We start from the raw sequence: 14,982 nt of genomic DNA, 5'->3' as shown, positions 1-14,982 counted from the left end.
TACTCAGGAGCTCACATGACTTCAGAAGCCGTATTTATCCAGGTCGGCGCGCTGGCCGATGGTTTCGCCCCGCACGGCAACCTGCTGGCCGCCGCCAGTCTGCCCGCAGGCGAACGCTTTACCTTTTATGCCGACGGGAGCGAGCCGCAGCAGTTGGTTATCGAAAATGACCAGACACTGCTTTGGAACGGCAACCGCGCGCCCTGGCGGGCAACCGCCCTGCGCCCCGATATTCTGTTTATCGATTTTCTTGACCCGGAGCGCGATAACGCCAGTATCAGCGCGGTATGCAACCTGACGCAGCGCAACGCCACGCTGGTATACGGCCAGCTACCGGACGAAGCCGCCGCGCGGCTGGACGCCTTCAGCCGGGTAGAGCAAGGGTTGCCGCTGACCGCCGTCGAGGCGCGATTTGTCTTCGCCCGCCTGGATACCCAGCCGGGACCGCTGCCGGATTTTACCACCGCGCTGGTCGGCATGCGCAATCAGTACACCTATAGCCCGACCGAGCGTTATGAACACATCTATCTCAACGATAATTTTTACGCCTGGCAGTGTCTGGATGGCGTGGAAAAGGGGCTGGCGGATGTCGATCGCTGCCATTACGTGCAGGTGGCTGAGGATCTCTATTTGTTCGTCTGGCGGGAGAAAATCATTCCCACGTTGGGGGCTATCTTGATCGATCTTCAGCAGATGCGTACCGATGGTAAGATCATGGGTTATCAGGGCAGTGATTTTGGCGCCTTGAGTAATTTCCCGGTCGGCGCGAGCGCGAAGATCCTCAACGTCACCCGCCATCAGGAATAATATTGCGTGGCCGGGAGACGCGCCCGTTCAACCGGAAGCGCCCCATCCGGTTGAACGGGCGCTGCGGGCGCGGGTGCTTCGGCATCAGGCACTGACGGAAATGCATGTTCAGGAGCAGAAACGGCGGGTGAGCCTGATGAGTAAAGGGGGTCATGTGTCGCTACGCCGGGCAACATCCGCGGATAAGGAGCAGCTTTGCGCCGGATGGCGGCTGCGCCTTATCCGGCCTACCGTTCGTGGGGCCCGCCGTTAATTTATTCACCATGGTGGCTGAAACTGCCGAGGTTGGGGGCCGCAAAATCCCCGGTGGCGCTACCGCTTACCGGGGCTACGGCACTGTGCGATTTGGTAGCCCGGACAAGGCGCAACGCGCCGCCTCCGGGGATGAGCGACTGATTCAGGCGCTGGCGCTGTCGAGCCGCGCCAACTGCTCGCTGCTAAGGCTCAGCGCCGCCGCGCGGGCGAAGCTTTCCACCTGCGCCAGGCTGGTGGCGCTGGCAATCGGCGCGGTAACGCCTTCCCGGCTCATCAACCACGCTAACGCCACTTCTGCGGGCTTCGCCTGCTGTTCTTCCGCCACCGCGACCAGCGTGTCAATAATCCGCATTCCGCGTGGATTGAGATATTTAGCGATGCCGCTACCGCGCTGGCTTTGCGCTAAATCGGACGGCTGGCGATACTTGCCGCTCAGGAAGCCGGAAGCCAGACTGTAGTAGGTCACTACGCCTATATCGCGGCTGACGCAGAGATCGCGTAGCGCCCCTTCAAAGGCGGTGCGGTGATAGAGGTTGTATTCCGGCTGCAGCACCTGCCAGGCAGGAAGGCCGCCTTTACGCGCCACTTCCAGCGCCGATGACAGCTGTCCGGCATCAAGATTTGAAGCGCCAATCGCCCGCACCTTGCCGGCCTGCTGCAGCGCCTGGAATGCTTCTAACGTTTCATCGATTGGCGTTTCAGGATCCGGCCAGTGGGCGAAATAGAGGTCGACGTAATCCGTATTCAGGCGGCGCAACGAGTCGTCAATCGCCTGCTGGATCCAGGCTTTTTTCAATCCTTTATGGCCGGGTAGCCCCATATCAGAGCCAACTTTAGTGAAGATTTTGACTTTATCGCGTATGCCAGGGCGCGCCTGTAGCCAGCGGCCAATAATGGTTTCGGATTCGCCGCCCTGATTGCCCTCCGCCCAGCGGGAATAAACATCCGCCGTATCGATAGCATCAAAACCGTGGTCAACAAAAGCATCAAGAATGGCAAAACTGGTTTTCTCATCGATGGTCCAGCCAAAGACGTTGCCGCCAAATACTAATGGGGCGATGGAAAATCCGCTTTTGCCCAATGGACGTGTCATCATGCCGATTACTCCTTAGCTTATATTCTGTTTCCCTCAGATAACCGCAGGGGGTCTGAAGAGGATGTCGAGTGGATAATCAGAAAAGGAATCTTGCGGCGGGCAGTCCATGCCCGCAGGGTACACTCTGACATTATGTCCCGGAATAAACGTCAAAGCTAAAATATTTCCCGGCCAGTTTTTTGTAGGTGCCGTCGGCAAGCATTTTCGCAATCGCGCCATTTATCTCTTCGCGCAGCGCATCGTCGCCTTGACGCAGGCCAATCGCCGCCCCGGCGCCGAACAGTTTATTATCCTGCAGTTGTCCGCCAACAAAGGCGAAATCCTTGCCCTGCGGCTGCTGCAGGAAGCTGTAATCGGCCATCATGCCGGAGAGTACCGCGCCATCGAGACGACCTGATTCAAGGTCGCGAACGACGCTATCGGCGCCCTGATAGGCGACAATGTTAATACCCTGCGGCCGCCAGTACTGGTTCACATAAGTTTCCTGTGCCGACCCCTGCTCGACGCCGATAGTTTTCCCCTTCAACTGCTCTGGCGTATTGCCTTTGAGGGAATTTTTGCGCGCCACCAGAAACACCGGCCCGTTGTACAGCTTATCGCTAAAAGCAATCTGCTCTTTACGCTTCTCGGTCATATACATCCCTGAGAGGATCGCGTCGAATTTACGTGCCTTCAGCGCCGGAATGATGCCGTCGAAGTTGCTTTCCACCCACACGCACTTCGCCTGCAGTTGCTGACATATCGCGTTGCCCAAATCGATATCAAATCCCGCCAGCTTGCCCTGCGGATCTTTCCATTCAAACGGCGCGAAGGTCGGGTCAACGCCAAAACGGATCTCTTTCGCCCCGGCGGCCAGCGCCGACGTCGACGCCATTAATGCCAAACACAACAACAGTGATTTTTTCATTCGAAGTCTTCTCCAGGGATTAACGGCAGTGCGCTTGCACTAAACGCGCGAACAGCGTCGCGCCGGTGCTGATAATGTCATCGTTAAAGTCATAACCGGGGTTATGCACCATGCAGCCACCCTTCTCACCTTTTTCACCGTTGCCGAGCAGGAAGTAACAGCCCGGACGCTCGCGCAGCATAAAAGCGAAATCTTCGCTGGCGTTCATTGGCGATACCGACTCCAGCACCCCTTCGCGGCCAAAGACTTCCAGTGCCAGCGCCTGGGCGAAATCGGTCTCTTCACTACTGTTGGTTAATACCGGGTAAGAGTCGTAAATCTCGACTTCGCTGCTGGCGCCATAGCTTTTGGCAGTAAACTCGGTCAGCTCTTGAATACGCTTAATCAGCAGATCGCGAATTTCCGGTTTCATCGCCCGCACGCTGAGCTCCATCACCACGCTCTCAGGAATCACGTTCGAGGCGATGCCGGCCTGGAAAGTCCCCACGCTGACGACCGCCGTTTCACCCGGCGGCACGTTGCGCGCGACGATGCTCTGCAATGCCATCACCAGCGCCGCGCCGGCCACGATAGGGTCGACGGTGCGTTCCGGATGCGCGCCGTGGCCGCCGTAGCCGGTAATCGTGATTTTGACCGTGTCCGCCGAGGCCATAAAGTTGCCGGCATAGAAGCCCAGCTTGCCAACCGGTAGCCCCGGCATATTGTGCAGGCCGAAGATGCGTTCGCAGGGGAACTGCTCAAACAGGCCATCTTTAATCATCAGATCCGCGCCGCCGATGGCTTCTTCCGCGGGCTGGAAAATCAGATGCACCGTGCCGTTGAACTGGCAGACCGGCGAGGCGATATATTTCGCCGCCGCGAGCAAAATCGTGGTGTGGCCATCATGGCCGCAGGCGTGCATTTTTCCGGGTACGGTACTGGCCCAGGGTAAATCGGTGGTTTCATAAATCGGTAATGCGTCCATATCGGCGCGCAGGCCAATAGTGCGCGGCGAGTCGCCTTTGCTCAGGCTGCCGACGACGCCGGTTTTACCGAGGCCGCGGGTCACCTGATAGCCCCATTCTGTCAGCTTACCGGCAACCAGCTCGCTGGTATTAAACTCTTCCAGACTTAATTCCGGATTGGCATGTAAATAATGACGGATAGAAATCATTTCATCTTCCGTGGCTTTAATTTCTGGAATTACACAATCAGACATGCCGTTCTCCGGGAATAGATTAAGAACTTAACAAGTTATCCTGGCGCAAAGTTTATGCAAGTAGCATTTCTAATTGCTGGAACGCCATCCATCATATTTTTAATACAGACAAATAGCAGAACAATAGCCATTAAAACTGGCAAAATTTAAATATAAACGTTTATTTTATGGGTTACACACCAACACTTACTCTACTATCCCCGCTTTAATTCAGTTTTAAATAAAAATAAACAGCCATGAAATATCATTTACTTTTACTTGCCTGCGCGCTGACGCTAACTGGCTGCAGCGCTGAGGGCGACACCGCCAGCCAGCAACGCGCCAGCATCCAAAAGATGCGTACCAACACGCTCAGTAAACTCTATAGCCTGTACCCGGAAGCGCGTAGCGATATCCAGCATTCAAAGGGCTACGCGGTCTTCGCCAGTAACAGCAGCAAGATATTAGTCTTTGGATTCGGTAGCGGTTACGGCGTGGTGAAAAATAGCGCCACCGGCAAAGATACCTATATGAAAATGGCCCAGGGCGGCGCCGGTGTGGGTATGGGCGTGAAACAGTTGCGTACCGTACTGGTATTCCACGATAAAGACGCATTGAATACTTTCATTACTAAAGGCTATATGGTCGGCGCGGATGCCAACGCGGCAGCGAAATATGACGACAACGGCATCGCCCCGATAGGCGCGTCAGCCAACGGCGTGGCGAAAGATACCTCTTCGCTGCCGTCAAAAGTCAACGTTTATGAAATCACCGAGAAAGGTTTGGCGGCTCAGGCAATGGTCAACGGTTATAAATACTGGCCGGATGACGAGCTGAATAAAAGGTGATCCACTGCGGTCCGTACAAGTTAGCATCCATAAGCCGGGTCAGACGTTAGCCTGACCCGGCGCGAATGCCATGCCGCAAGTATCATTATTTAATGACCGAGGGCGCCGCTTACCAGAATTGAAGTAATAATTCCGGTCGCTGCGGCGATCAGCACGTAATTGCCATCGATATAAGACCAGTGATGACCCTCCGGCGGGCGCGGCAGGCCACGCTCGTTCCAGTTACTGACGCGATATTCATCACCGCGATAATGCTCCGGCGCCGGATGGCCTTTACGGAAATCGTTACCCCTCCAGGCGAAATGGTCCTGTTCATGGCGTTCCTGGCGACGATCGTCATGACCTCTTCGGTCCGGGCCGCGGCTATCATTGTTGCCCTGATGGTTATCTCCAGGACCGCCCGACTGGTGGTGTCCATTCTGGTCACCCTGCTTCGGGCCATTCTGCCATACCTGCTGTTGCCCCGGACGATGACCGTCATTTGGGCCATCGGCAAAAGCCTGAGCGCTCAGCACGCAAGATAAAATAACCGCCAGAGAAATAATCTTTTTCATAGTACACCTCCTGATATATCTCTTTTTTACCCTGCAAATGTGGAGAAATAGTGATTAGCAACCTATCCAGGACTATTCCTGGCTAATTCAGGAGGACAGCAAACAATAATTTCAGCGAGCGCCAGACGTAAAAAAGGCCGCTAACGCGACCTTTTTTGTTCTCAGCGAGTCAGTATTACTCAGAGACTTTATTCTTTAACTCTTCAGCGCCTTGCTTGGTTTTATCCCAGCCTTTCTCGCTGACTTCTTTGGTTTTATCCCAACCTTTGCTGGCGCCTTCTTTAGTGGCGTTCCAGCCTTTCTCAGTGCCTTCTTTGGTCTTATCCCAGCCCTTCTCGGCGCCTTCTTTGGTTTTATTCCAGGTTTTCTGCGTGCCTTCGCTTATCTGGCTGCCGACGCTATCGCTTTTCCCTTCAGCAGCATGTTTGGACTTGAGCTTCATCTCTTCGCCCTGATTCTGCGCCTGATGCAGTTTTTCTTTTGCCGTGTTGGCATTTTCGTGGGCTGCGGCCACGGTATCATCGGTTGCATGTGTAGTGGTTGCCGCGAATACCGGAGAAGCGACCAGAATAGCGGATAGTGCAATCATTGCTTTTTTCATATTTTTCCTCTCTTAACGCGTGCTTTATGTTACGAGTCACATTCAGCATGGCATAAGCTTCTGCGCTTGGCATTAGGAAAAGTTCTTAAAACTGCCTGACCGCTATTCCGTCGTTTTAGTGATCGAGATAGAGATAGCTTTCCCAGCTTTTCATACGGATGAGGATCTTTCTTATCAGCGACAGGTGCTCAAAATGTTCCGAATAGACGGCGGCTTCGACATCCGCGCCCTGCGGCAGCTGATAATTTGCCAGACGATCGTCGGTCACTTTTAATACCACCAGCGCTCGGCCGCGCGCCGCCAGATCGGTGGCCGTCAGCAACGTCCCCTGACCCTGAAACTGGCTTTCGCCAATCGCCGGCAGCACTTCCGCGACCTGCGCTTTAAATACGGTTCCCGGAATAGAGGGGAACAGTAATTCAGCCTGTTCACCTTTTTGCAAACGCTGCAGCGCGTTCTGACGGAATGCGGCGACGTATTCACGTGAATTCGCATTATCCGTTGGCACAAACGTCATTACCGGCTTCAGCCCCAACGCGGTGGACATGGTCCCAGGACGCAGGCCGACGGTACTGACATAGCCGTCAGACGGCGCGCGTACCACCGTGTTATCGAGCTTAAATTGCGCCTCGCGCAGCTGCGCCAGCAGCGAAGCGACTTTGGTGTTCTCGCCGTGCACCACCGAATTGAGATCGTTACGCGCCTGTGCGACCTTTGCCCGGGCGGCGTCAACCGCCGCCTGCGAGGCTTTCCAGTTCTGGCGACGGGTATCGACCATCTGATCGGAAAAGGCCCCTTTATCATGACCTGCCTGGAAGCGGGCGTATTCACGCTGGGCCCGGTCGCGCTCGGCGACCGCTTTGCTTAAATCAGCCTGCGCGCTGGTTAACCCCGCATCCAGCGACAACGCATCCTGGCTGGCCGCTTTCACTTGTGCGGTCAGGTCGTCCACCTTCGCCTGGAACGGGGTTGGGTCGATGGTGAACAAGATGTCGCCTTCATGCAGCATCTGATTTGGTTTCACCGGCACGCTGGTGACTCGACCGCGGGTTTGCGAAACAATGGGCACCGTGCGATAAACCTGCTTCCCGACTTCGCTATAGGGGAAGTTATAATTCATACCGAGGATTAACATGCCAATCAGTATCACGCCACCTAATACCGCAGTGGGAACCGTCCATTTATTTAATGGAATACGGAATACTTTAAATATCACGATACACAAGGCGGCATAACACAGCAGTAATAACGTTTCCATTATTTCCCCTCCTGATTGACGGCGCTATTTTTCAGACGGTTTAATTCCGCCTGCATCGCATCCAGACGCTGATGTAAATCGTGCTGGTCGGTCTTTAACTGCTGCATTCCCCAGCCGCGGTCTTCTCGCCACAGCGTGGCCCAGATCCACAGCAGCGGCCACAGCACGTGCAGGGTGAACAAGCTCACCCAGCCAGCGTAATGAATCGCATCCTGGTGCGGATGATTTCTTTTTTTGGCTATTTCATAAGGAATATCGTGGATCACGATAATTCCATAAAATAAAATCAGCACCACCGCAATCAGGATGGCTAAAGCAATATAATCCAGGGTCATAAAATAACTCCAGAATGTGTGACGTATTTCACATTCACTTTATACAGGCGTCAGCAAGCCGGGCATAATCGCCCTGACAACTGACCATATTAATCAGAATTTATCCGGTATTTTTCGGTCGATAGAAATGAGTTGACCTTTTTTCACCGTGATATAACCGCCTTCTTTTAACGCCGCTAAAACCTGATAAACATAGCTGCGCGAAAGATTGGTCCGTTTAATAATAAAAGCGGACAGGCTTTCACGTTTTCCACAATCGATCTCGTTACGGTACAGATAACGCGATAGCATCGATTTTATGGTCTGAAAACCGGACAGGTTGCCGCGCTCGTTGTGCGCATCAAGAGCAAAAATGCCCATGTAGGCCAGAATAGTCGTCAGCTCTTTCATATACTCCGGCGAAGAGTAAAAGAAGATACGCTCGAAATCCTCAATGCTGATTCTGGCAAAACGGCAGCGATCGAGACATTGATATAGTAGCTCTACCGCCGGACAGTAGTGCTCAAGCAGGCCCAGCGGCATATGCTCGATCACAATCCCCAACAGGTTATCAGGGTCGTTGACTGCGAGGGTGATTTGCCCGGACAGCAGAAAGTAAATGAACCCATCCTGCGGATGAAAACGCTCGCCGGCGGCGCACTCGACGTTTTCGCTACAGGCGATGACGTGTGGGAGATGCGCATTCAACTGCAGCTTCTGGTAGCACGCATGAATACGACCAAAACTGCTATTCAACTTCCCCGTATCCATTGCCGTACTTTCCCGTATCACCGACGTCATCAAATATATATAAGGCAAAGCGAGGGGAAAAGTCCACAGCTGGAGTTTTGGCGTAAAGATATGTGTGGCAAGACTATTTCGCTTCTCCACGATGCAATAAATCAGCATATATCGCCGTTAAAATCCCGCCGGGGCGGAATTGCTTCTTAATCCACTGCGTCACCTGGCCGGTAGCCGCGTGCTGAGTGGCCAGCAACATGCCGGAATCCTGGCGCGGGTTGTGGATCTGGCGGATCACCAACAGATTCTCCGCAATGGCTTCATGAGCCATATAGTCGGGTAAGAAGCCGATCCCTTCGCCAAGGATCTGACACTGACATTTGGTATTGAAGTCAGGAACCAGGATCGCCTCCTGGCCATGCAGCAGCCAACCGACCTTTTTGTTGATCGTACTGGCGGTGTCCTCAACCATGATATTGGGATAGAGGCGTAACTGGCTTTCTGAAATAGGTTCGGGCATAAACGCCAGCGGATGATCCGGGGCAATAGCAAACACCCAGCGGATCGCGCCGATCTCGGTATAATCGATTCCGCCGCCGTCAAGTAGCGTATCCGGCGCGCCGATAGCAATATTCGCCTGGTTATTGATGATCGAATCCCAGACGCCGTTGTATACCTCGGTGGTAACGGTTATCTGGCAGGTGGGAAACTGTTTTTTCAACACCTGCAGCAGGCGGGCGGTATGGCGCGGCGTATATAGCAGTTGATTGATGCAGATGCGCACCCTCGCTTCAATGCCCTGCGAGATAGTATCAATGCTGCGCTTTATCGCATGGAAATCATTAAGCAGATCGGTGGCCTTGCGAAACAGATAGTAACCAGATTCCGTCAGTTCAATGCTGCGGGTGTTGCGGGTAAACAGCACCACGTCCAGCCCGGCTTCCATCCGTTTGATGGTATAGCTGATGGCTGAGGTGGTTAACCCCAGCTCATCGGCCGCCTTGCTGAAGCTGCCAAAACGCGCCGCGGTGGTGAATGCCAGCAGATTTTCTTCAGTAAAAATCGAGTTCATGCGCCCTTCCCGCCTTCGCTAAACCATACATGAGCTGAATGTATTGGTTACTGTGGCGAGGGGCAATCATTTTTGAACAATGCTTAATACCCGTCGCGGCTTCAGGCTCGCTCTTTACTGGTCGCCTCGCTGAGTTTGCGCCCGCTATATTCTGAAATAAAGCCAACGCAGTTGCCCGCCAGAAATCCCAGCAATGTCACCGTCCAGTTCAAACCGGTGGCGAAAAAGAGCGTCATGCCGAGGAAGCCGCCGGGAATAAATGAGGTTAGCGTAAAGCGCCCCTGCCAGACGATGACTGCCGAAAACGGCACCGTGGTAATAACGCTTGCCCAGAACCCCGACATACCGCTGGCTGAGGCGAGAGCGCCGGCGGCCAGCGCCGCCAGCCACGCCCACACTGCCCCGGAATAGTTAACGCACAGGCTTTTGACAAAGCCGGATTGGCCACCCCCTGCCGCATAGAAACTACAGAACGCGACGAAGCCGATGGTTCCCAATAATTCCCAACCGTGCTGCAGCCCGACGTGCGAGGAAATGAGCTGCCAAACGCCTGCGCAAATACCGACGGTGATCCCCGTAGCGGTGAGTCCGTTCATCTCTTTCCCCTCTGAAAAATAGATTGATGACGTTGCTTTCTGACGGCAACTATATCGAAAGAAAACCCGATTGCGTTAAGGGATATAAGCGTAAAGAAGTAAACATTGCTCTGCCGCACAGTCTGCATCGATTATTGAAAGTTATTCAATAATCTACCGGATTATGGCGAATAAAATTTAAGCGGGTTCTTTTATCTATTTCTGGTTGCTATGCTCAAGCCATCGAGAAAGTCTCAGCCGCAACAACAGGAGCAAGATGATGGCCACGGAAAATATTATTGCTGACTATCTTTTGGCTGCAGAGCAGGGAAATATTGCGAAATTAACAGCCTGCCTGGCAAGTGGCGTCGATATTAATGCCAGTAATCGTCAGGGGCGAACCGCCATTACCCTCGCCAGCCTGAATAAACATTATGCTTGTGTCTCGGTTCTTATTGCCGCTGGCGCGGATATTAATAAGCAGGATCAAACCTGTTTTAACCCGTTTTTAATTAGCTGCCTGAATAACGACGTCGAACTACTGCGCTTAATTTTGCCGGCAAATCCCGACCTCGAACGATTAACGCGTTTTGGTGGCGTAGGCCTGACCCCGGCCTGTGAAAAAGGCCATCTTGAGATCGTCAAAATATTGCTGACGGAAACCAATATTAACGTTAACCACACCAATTTCGTTGGCTGGACACCGCTACTGGAAGCGATTGTCTTAAACGACGGCGGTGCGACGCAGCAGGAGATCGTCAAACTGCTGCTGGACCACGGCGCCAACCCTCATATGACCGATAAGTACGGTAAATCGCCGCTGGAGCTGGCATGGGATAAGGGATTCAGTGAAATCGCCCACCTGCTGGTCGCCGCCGGAGCCTGAGGAAGGAGAATCGCCATCGACACCTCCTCATGGCGGTGTGTGCAAGCGCTAACTGCGGATGAGAGCTTTCTCTCGCAGCGCGGCGGCGGACAGGTCGAGCAGGTTTTCACTCATGCGGTGAACCTGCTCATCCCCGGCAAACCAGGGCTTCTGACGCTGTTGTGTGAAACCTCTGATAATGCGCCCAATAGCTGTAGGTTAGCACTCACCCACTTTGACAACCTGCTCCGGCCAGGGGAAAGCGTCCGGTTTACCGATTCAGGGATTTACATTGGCGATAATACATGGATAGACATCCACCGTTGTGAGCGCTGGCAAACGCCGCAGGCAGTATTAAACGCGGCAACATTTAGCCAGATAGCCTGGCGACGATGGCGCAACATTATCGTTACGCAGTTACATGAGGATGACACGTTATTTCTCTATCGCGGCGACAATCCCTTTTATCACGCGATGCGTCATGAACTCCAGCAGCGACGGGAAACCTTATTTAAAGCGCTTGGCGAAAATAAAAATATCAACGCCGCCGTGGCGAACATGATCGGATTAGGCATTGGCCTGACGCCATCGGCGGATGATTATTTGCTAGGTCTAAGCGTTATTTTATTCATAAAGGGGCACCCGGCTAATCAATACCGGGAAGCATTTATAACCGCGCTGCAGAGCGCCCGACAAAATACTACGCCGCTCAGCGCGATAACGCTGGAGGCAGCGATAAACCAACGTTATCGCGAAAGTATCGCCGTGTTGATTAATCTGCTGGTTAATCAATCGACAACCTTTTCTATTGAGGCAATTGCCGATATTAAAAATATTGGCTCAAGTTCCGGCAGCGACATGCTATTGGGCATGGCGGATGCCTGCGCGCTGAGCCAAACGTATGGAGGAAATAATGTCAGTTAAAATAGTGGTGAAGAAGAATACCTATTTTGATTCCGTCTCATTAATGTCGATTTCCACCCGCGCTAATAAGCTCGATGGCGTAGAGCAGGCATTTGTGGCGATGGCGACGGAAATGAACAAAGGGGTGCTGAATAACCTTGGGCTGCTGACGCCGGAGCTGGAAGCAGCGAAAAACGGCGACCTGATGATCGTCATCAAGGGCAAAGACGGCGCCGATTGCGAACAGATACTCAGTGAAATAGAAGCGCTGTTCAGCAAAAAGGCCGAAAGCGGCCAGCACGAAACGCGCTACGCTACCCTCGCCAGCGCCAAAAAACATCTTCCGCAAAGTAACCTCGCGATTATTTCGGTCAACGGCCTGTTTGCCGCTCGCGAAGCGCGTCAGGCGCTGCAAAACGATCTTAACGTGATGTTGTTTTCCGATAACGTCTCTATTGACGACGAACTGGCGCTGAAACAGCTGGCCCACGAAAAGGGGTTGTTGATGATGGGACCAGACTGCGGCACCGCCATTATTAACGGCGCGGCGCTGTGCTTCGGTAACGCGGTTCGCCGTGGCAACATCGGTATTATCGGCGCCTCCGGCACCGGTAGCCAGGAGCTGAGCGTCCGTATCCATGATTTCGGCGGCGGCATCTCGCAGCTGATTGGTACCGGCGGTCGCGATCTGAGTGAGAAAATCGGCGGCCTGATGATGCTCGACGCCATTCAGATGCTGGAAGCCGATCCGCAAACAGAAATTATCGTCCTTGTTTCTAAACCACCGGCTCCAGCGGTGGCGAAAAAAGTGCTCGAACGCGCTCGCGCCTGCCGTAAACCGGTGGTGGCGTGCTTCCTCGGCCGCGCCGAGCCTCCCGCCGATGAGCCAGGCCTGCAGTTCGCCCGCGGCACTAAAGACGCGGCGCTGAAGGCCGTCCTGCTGAGCGGTATTAAGCAGGAAAATCTCGATGTACATCCGCTGAACCAGGCGCTGATTGCTGACGTTCGCGCGCAGCTCACGCCACAGCAAAAGTACATTCGCGGCCTGTTCTGCGGCGGTACCCTGTGCGATGAAACCATGTTCGCGGTACTGGAAAAACACGCGGATGTTTATAGCAACATTCAGCCGGATCCGGCTTATCGCCTGAGCGATATCAATCGCAGCATCAAACACACCTTCCTCGATTTCGGCGATGACGACTTCACCAACGGTAAGCCGCACCCGATGATCGACCCAACCAACCGTATCAGTCGCCTGCTGCAAGAAGCGCGCGATCCCGAAGTGGCGGTCATCGTCATGGACTTCGTGCTGGGCTTCGGAGCGCATGAAGATCCGGTGGGTTCGACGATCGCGGCGATCAAAGAGGCCAAAGCCATTGCCGCCGCCGATGGCCGCCCATTAGCGATTCTCGCTTATGTGTTAGGCACCGACATCGATACGCCGTCGCTGGAGCAACAGCGCCAGATGCTGCTTGACGCTGGCGTCATTCTGGCCAGCAGCAGTACCAATACCGGTTTGCTGGCGCGTGAATTTATCTGCAAAGGGGAGCAAGCCTGATGAGCCAGTCGCTATTTAACCAGCCGTTGAACGTGATTAACGTCGGTATCGCCATGTTCAGCGACGATTTGAAAAAGCAGCACACCGCCGTCACCCAGCTCGACTGGACGCCGCCGGGCCAGGGCAATATGCAGGTGGTCGAGGCGCTGGATCGCATCGCCGACTCGCCGCTGGCGGATAAAATCGCCGCCGCCAACCAGCAGGCGCTGGAGCGCATTATTCAGTCGCACCCGGTACTCATCGGCTTTGATCAGGCCATTAACGTCGTGCCGGGCATGACGCCAAAAACCATTCTGCATGCCGGCCCGCCGGTGGAATGGCAAAACATGTGCGGCGCCATGAAAGGCGCGGTCACCGGCGCGCTGGTCTTTGAAGGGCTGGCGAAAGATCTGGATGAAGCCGCCGAGCTTGCCGCCTCCGGTGAAATTACCTTCTCACCCTGTCACGAACACGACTGCGTGGGTTCGATGGCGGGCGTGACGTCAGCGTCGATGTTCATGCACATCGTCGAGAACAAAACCTACGGCAATATCGCTTATACCAACATGAGCGAGCAGATGGCGAAGATCCTGCGCATGGGAGCTAACGATAAGAGCGTGATCGATCGTCTGAACTGGATGCGCGACGTGCAGGGCCCCATGCTGCGCGACGCCATGAAGATCATCGGCGAAATCGATCTGCGCTTAATGCTGGCGCAGGCGCTACACATGGGCGATGAGTGCCATAACCGCAACAACGCCGGCACCACCCTGCTGATTCAGGCGCTCACGCCGGGGATTATTCAGGCCGGTTATCCGGTAGAGCAGCAGCGCGAAGTGTTCGAATTTGTCGCCAGCAGCGATTACTTCTCCGGGCCGACGTGGATGGCGATGTGCAAAGCGGCGATGGACGCGGCCCACGGTATTGAATACAGCACCGTGGTGACCACCATGGCGCGTAACGGCGTCGAGTTCGGACTGCGGGTCAGCGGCCTGCCGGGACAATGGTTTACCGGCCCGGCGCAGCAAGTGATAGGCCCGATGTTTGCCGGTTTTAAACCGGAGGACTCCGGCCTTGATATCGGCGACAGCGCGATTACCGAAACCTATGGCATCGGCGGTTTCGCCATGGCGACGGCGCCGGCTATCGTCGCGCTGGTCGGCGGAACGGTAGAAGAAGCGGTCGATTTCTCGCGCCAGATGCGTGAAATCACCCTTGGCGAAAACCCGAACGTCACCATTCCGCTGCTCGGCTTTATGGGGATCCCGACCGCGATCGACATCACCCGCGTCGGCAGCAGCGGTATTTTACCGGTGATCAACACCGCTATCGCCCACAAAGACGCCGGGATCGGCATGATCGGCGCCGGGATCGTTCATCCGCCGTTCGCCTGTTTCGAAAAAGCGATCCTCAGCTGGTGCGATCGTTACGACGTTTAGCGTTGTAGCCCGGGCGAGGCGTTTACGCCGACC

General features: G+C 54.5%; 17 protein-coding genes. 6 read left to right on the top strand and 11 right to left on the bottom strand.

Features of this window, described 5'->3' with window-relative positions:
* Positions 1-15: 15 nt before the first annotated feature.
* Positions 16-807: a MoaF C-terminal domain-containing protein gene (locus ABLU86_RS01600; protein ID WP_058674292.1), complete on the top strand. Its 792-nt coding sequence runs from the start codon at positions 16-18 to the stop codon at positions 805-807.
* Here the strand turns inward: ABLU86_RS01600 and ABLU86_RS01595 are convergent.
* The 4 genes from ABLU86_RS01595 to ABLU86_RS01580 all read right to left on the bottom strand — a co-directional run bounded on the left by ABLU86_RS01595 (position 788) and on the right by ABLU86_RS01580 (position 4,263).
* Positions 788-961 carry a hypothetical protein gene (locus tag ABLU86_RS01595; RefSeq protein WP_348796364.1) on the bottom strand — a complete coding sequence of 58 codons (174 nt, stop codon included), beginning with the start codon at positions 959-961 and terminating at the stop codon, positions 788-790. The genes ABLU86_RS01600 and ABLU86_RS01595 overlap by 20 nt on opposite strands.
* A gap of 243 nt (positions 962-1,204) precedes the next feature.
* Positions 1,205-2,158: an aldo/keto reductase gene (locus tag ABLU86_RS01590; protein WP_048230683.1), complete on the bottom strand. Its 954-nt coding sequence runs from the start codon at positions 2,156-2,158 to the stop codon at positions 1,205-1,207.
* A 130-nt stretch (positions 2,159-2,288) separates the two neighbouring features.
* Positions 2,289-3,065: an ABC transporter substrate-binding protein gene (locus ABLU86_RS01585; RefSeq protein WP_108684431.1), complete on the bottom strand. Its 777-nt coding sequence runs from the start codon at positions 3,063-3,065 to the stop codon at positions 2,289-2,291.
* Between the two features lie 19 nt (positions 3,066-3,084).
* The gene (locus ABLU86_RS01580; RefSeq protein WP_108684432.1) at positions 3,085-4,263 is read right to left on the bottom strand and encodes a M20 aminoacylase family protein; all 1,179 of its coding nucleotides are present in this window, start codon (positions 4,261-4,263) and stop codon (positions 3,085-3,087) included.
* Between the two features lie 236 nt (positions 4,264-4,499).
* On the opposite strand from ABLU86_RS01580, the gene ABLU86_RS01575 reads away from it, so the two are divergent.
* On the top strand, positions 4,500-5,090 hold the full coding sequence (locus ABLU86_RS01575) for a YSC84-related protein (protein WP_015704661.1): 591 nt from the start codon (positions 4,500-4,502) through the stop codon (positions 5,088-5,090).
* Positions 5,091-5,179: 89 nt separating this feature from the next.
* Here ABLU86_RS01575 and ABLU86_RS01570 read toward each other — a convergent pair whose 3' ends face one another.
* From ABLU86_RS01570 to ABLU86_RS01540, 7 genes are all read right to left on the bottom strand, one after another.
* Entirely contained in the window at positions 5,180-5,644 is a 465-nt protein-coding gene (locus ABLU86_RS01570; RefSeq protein ID WP_015367841.1) for an RcnB family protein, read from the bottom strand.
* Between the two features lie 175 nt (positions 5,645-5,819).
* Positions 5,820-6,245, bottom strand: a complete 426-nt coding sequence (locus ABLU86_RS01565) for a hypothetical protein (RefSeq protein ID WP_015367842.1) — start codon at positions 6,243-6,245, stop codon at positions 5,820-5,822.
* 115 nt (positions 6,246-6,360) lie between these two features.
* On the bottom strand, positions 6,361-7,503 hold the full coding sequence (locus ABLU86_RS01560; RefSeq protein WP_047076214.1) for an HlyD family secretion protein: 1,143 nt from the start codon (positions 7,501-7,503) through the stop codon (positions 6,361-6,363).
* Positions 7,503-7,838: a DUF3302 domain-containing protein gene (locus tag ABLU86_RS01555; RefSeq protein ID WP_020079414.1), complete on the bottom strand. Its 336-nt coding sequence runs from the start codon at positions 7,836-7,838 to the stop codon at positions 7,503-7,505. The genes ABLU86_RS01560 and ABLU86_RS01555 overlap by 1 nt, the downstream gene beginning before the upstream one ends.
* Positions 7,839-7,931: 93 nt before the next feature.
* On the bottom strand, positions 7,932-8,588 hold the full coding sequence (locus tag ABLU86_RS01550) for a helix-turn-helix domain-containing protein (RefSeq protein ID WP_020079415.1): 657 nt from the start codon (positions 8,586-8,588) through the stop codon (positions 7,932-7,934).
* A 103-nt stretch (positions 8,589-8,691) separates the two neighbouring features.
* On the bottom strand, positions 8,692-9,630 hold the full coding sequence (locus ABLU86_RS01545) for a LysR substrate-binding domain-containing protein (RefSeq protein WP_020079416.1): 939 nt from the start codon (positions 9,628-9,630) through the stop codon (positions 8,692-8,694).
* 101 nt (positions 9,631-9,731) lie between these two features.
* Positions 9,732-10,226, bottom strand: coding sequence for a DUF1097 domain-containing protein (locus ABLU86_RS01540; protein ID WP_015367847.1), 495 nt, complete (start codon positions 10,224-10,226; stop codon positions 9,732-9,734).
* Positions 10,227-10,485: 259 nt separating this feature from the next.
* Here ABLU86_RS01540 and ABLU86_RS01535 point away from each other — a divergent pair, with 259 nt between their 5' ends.
* Genes ABLU86_RS01535 through ABLU86_RS01520 form a run of 4 tightly spaced genes read left to right on the top strand, consistent with a single transcriptional unit; the run spans position 10,486 to position 14,949 of the window.
* Complete coding sequence (locus ABLU86_RS01535; RefSeq protein WP_020079417.1) at positions 10,486-11,091, top strand: ankyrin repeat domain-containing protein; 606 nt, start codon at positions 10,486-10,488, stop codon at positions 11,089-11,091.
* Positions 11,092-11,130: 39 nt separating this feature from the next.
* Positions 11,131-11,994: a DUF2877 domain-containing protein gene (locus tag ABLU86_RS01530; protein WP_032712788.1), complete on the top strand. Its 864-nt coding sequence runs from the start codon at positions 11,131-11,133 to the stop codon at positions 11,992-11,994.
* On the top strand, positions 11,984-13,531 hold the full coding sequence (gene fdrA, locus ABLU86_RS01525) for an acyl-CoA synthetase FdrA (protein ID WP_348796363.1): 1,548 nt from the start codon (positions 11,984-11,986) through the stop codon (positions 13,529-13,531). The genes ABLU86_RS01530 and fdrA overlap by 11 nt, the downstream gene beginning before the upstream one ends.
* Positions 13,531-14,949: a DUF1116 domain-containing protein gene (locus ABLU86_RS01520; protein WP_015367853.1), complete on the top strand. Its 1,419-nt coding sequence runs from the start codon at positions 13,531-13,533 to the stop codon at positions 14,947-14,949. The genes fdrA and ABLU86_RS01520 overlap by 1 nt, the downstream gene beginning before the upstream one ends.
* Positions 14,950-14,982: the final 33 nt, after the last annotated feature.

The organism is Klebsiella sp. JN_Kp121 (genome assembly GCF_040062145.1).
GTDB classification, from domain to species: Bacteria; Pseudomonadota; Gammaproteobacteria; order Enterobacterales; family Enterobacteriaceae; genus Klebsiella; species Klebsiella aerogenes.
The sequence above is the reverse complement of the archived record's forward strand: the minus strand, read 5'-3'. Positions and strand labels throughout refer to the sequence as shown.

What these genes read in the sequence shown, in the direction of transcription:
- ABLU86_RS01545 (WP_020079416.1), bottom strand. Translation starts at nt 9,630, where the DNA reads ATGAACTCGATTTTTACTGAAGAAAATCTGCTGGCATTCACCACCGCG.
- ABLU86_RS01590 (WP_048230683.1), bottom strand. Translation starts at nt 2,158, where the DNA reads ATGATGACACGTCCATTGGGCAAAAGCGGATTTTCCATCGCCCCATTA.
- ABLU86_RS01555 (WP_020079414.1), bottom strand. Translation starts at nt 7,838, where the DNA reads ATGACCCTGGATTATATTGCTTTAGCCATCCTGATTGCGGTGGTGCTG.
- ABLU86_RS01540 (WP_015367847.1), bottom strand. Translation starts at nt 10,226, where the DNA reads ATGAACGGACTCACCGCTACGGGGATCACCGTCGGTATTTGCGCAGGC.
- ABLU86_RS01580 (WP_108684432.1), bottom strand. Translation starts at nt 4,263, where the DNA reads ATGTCTGATTGTGTAATTCCAGAAATTAAAGCCACGGAAGATGAAATG.
- ABLU86_RS01595 (WP_348796364.1), bottom strand. Translation starts at nt 961, where the DNA reads ATGACCCCCTTTACTCATCAGGCTCACCCGCCGTTTCTGCTCCTGAAC.
- ABLU86_RS01600 (WP_058674292.1), top strand. Translation starts at nt 16, where the DNA reads ATGACTTCAGAAGCCGTATTTATCCAGGTCGGCGCGCTGGCCGATGGT.
- ABLU86_RS01585 (WP_108684431.1), bottom strand. Translation starts at nt 3,065, where the DNA reads ATGAAAAAATCACTGTTGTTGTGTTTGGCATTAATGGCGTCGACGTCG.
- ABLU86_RS01550 (WP_020079415.1), bottom strand. Translation starts at nt 8,588, where the DNA reads ATGGATACGGGGAAGTTGAATAGCAGTTTTGGTCGTATTCATGCGTGC.
- ABLU86_RS01570 (WP_015367841.1), bottom strand. Translation starts at nt 5,644, where the DNA reads ATGAAAAAGATTATTTCTCTGGCGGTTATTTTATCTTGCGTGCTGAGC.
- ABLU86_RS01535 (WP_020079417.1), top strand. Translation starts at nt 10,486, where the DNA reads ATGGCCACGGAAAATATTATTGCTGACTATCTTTTGGCTGCAGAGCAG.
- ABLU86_RS01560 (WP_047076214.1), bottom strand. Translation starts at nt 7,503, where the DNA reads ATGGAAACGTTATTACTGCTGTGTTATGCCGCCTTGTGTATCGTGATA.
- ABLU86_RS01520 (WP_015367853.1), top strand. Translation starts at nt 13,531, where the DNA reads ATGAGCCAGTCGCTATTTAACCAGCCGTTGAACGTGATTAACGTCGGT.
- ABLU86_RS01565 (WP_015367842.1), bottom strand. Translation starts at nt 6,245, where the DNA reads ATGAAAAAAGCAATGATTGCACTATCCGCTATTCTGGTCGCTTCTCCG.
- ABLU86_RS01575 (WP_015704661.1), top strand. Translation starts at nt 4,500, where the DNA reads ATGAAATATCATTTACTTTTACTTGCCTGCGCGCTGACGCTAACTGGC.
- fdrA (WP_348796363.1), top strand. Translation starts at nt 11,984, where the DNA reads ATGTCAGTTAAAATAGTGGTGAAGAAGAATACCTATTTTGATTCCGTC.